Origin of the sequence: Nonomuraea sp. NPDC049152, from assembly GCF_040648355.1 — a bacterium.
Classification (GTDB): Bacteria; Actinomycetota; Actinomycetes; order Streptosporangiales; family Streptosporangiaceae; genus Nonomuraea.
On sequence record NZ_JBEZDO010000093.1, the window covers coordinates 1 to 1594 of the forward strand.

The 1594-nt window shown below is 66.8% G+C and carries 1 pseudogene; it reads left to right on the forward strand.

Features of this window, described 5'->3' with window-relative positions:
- Window positions 1-1594 (forward strand): annotated as a pseudogene (locus AB0B45_RS51450) (DNA-directed RNA polymerase subunit beta); the annotation flags it as partial.

Genomic DNA, 1594 nt, shown 5'->3' on the forward strand with positions numbered 1-1594 from the left:
CGCTCAACGCCGACGGTTCCTTCGCCGAGTCCCGCGTCCTGGTCCGCACCAAGGGCGGTGAGACCGAGCTCGCCCGTGCCGAGGAGGTCGACTACATCGACGTGTCGCCGCGCCAGATGGTGTCGGTGGCGACGGCGATGATCCCGTTCCTGGAGCACGACGACGCCAACCGGGCGTTGATGGGCGCGAACATGATGCGCCAGTCGGTGCCGCTGCTGAAGAGCGAGGCGCCGCTGGTCGGCACCGGCATGGAGTACCGTGCCGCGACCGACACGGGCGACATGATCAGCGCTGAGAAGGCCGGTGTGGTCGAGGAGGTCTCCGCCGACTACGTCACGGTCATGAACGACGACGGCACGCGGACGACGTACCGCGTGGCGAAGTTCAAGCGTTCCAACCAGGGCACCTCCTTCAACCAGAAGCCCTTCGTCGCCGAAGGCGACCGGGTGGAGGTCAACCAGGTCATCGCCGACGGTCCCTGCACCGACAACGGTGAGATGGCGCTGGGCAAGAACCTGCTGGTGGCGTTCATGCCGTGGGAGGGCCACAACTACGAAGACGCGATCATCCTGTCCCAGCGTCTGGTGCAGGACGACGTGCTGTCCTCGATCCACATCGAGGAGCACGAGGTCGACGCCCGCGACACCAAGCTGGGCCCCGAGGAGATCACCCGGGACATCCCGAACGTCTCCGAGGAGGTCCTGGCCGACCTCGACGAGCGCGGCATCATCCGCATCGGCGCCGAGGTCGTTCCCGGTGACATCCTGGTCGGCAAGGTCACCCCGAAGGGCGAGACCGAGCTGACGCCGGAGGAGCGGCTGCTGCGTGCGATCTTCGGTGAGAAGGCGCGCGAGGTTCGCGACACCTCGCTGAAGGTGCCGCACGGTGAGTCCGGCAAGGTCATCGGCGTTCGCGTGTTCTCCCGTGAGGAGGGCGACGAGCTTCCGCCCGGTGTCAACGAGCTGGTCCGCGTGCACGTGGCCCAGAAGCGTAAGATCACCGACGGTGACAAGCTCGCCGGCCGTCACGGCAACAAGGGCGTCATCTCCAAGATCCTGCCCGTCGAGGACATGCCGTTCCTCGAGGACGGCACCCCGGTCGACATCATCCTCAACCCCCTCGGTGTGCCCGGCCGAATGAACGTCGGCCAGGTGCTGGAGATGCACCTGGGGTGGATCGCGGCCAAAGGATGGGACATCTCCGGCATCCAGGAGGCATGGGCCGAGCGGCTGCGCGACAAGGGCTTCGACAGGGTCGAGCCGGGCACCAACATGGCCACGCCGGTGTTCGACGGCGCCCACGAGGAGGAGATCGTCGGCCTGCTCGACAGCACCGTCCCCAACCGTGACGGGGATCGGCTCGTGGAGCGCAGCGGGAAGGCCCGGCTGTTCGACGGCCGCAGTGGTGAGCCGTTCCCGTACCCGATCGCCGTCGGCTACGTCTACATCCTGAAGCTGCTGCACCTGGTCGACGACAAGATCCACGCACGTTCGACCGGTCCGTACTCCATGATCACCCAGCAGCCGCTGGGTGGTAAGGCGCAGTTCGGTGGACAGCGTTTCGGCGAGATGGAGGTGTGGGCCCTCGAGGCCTA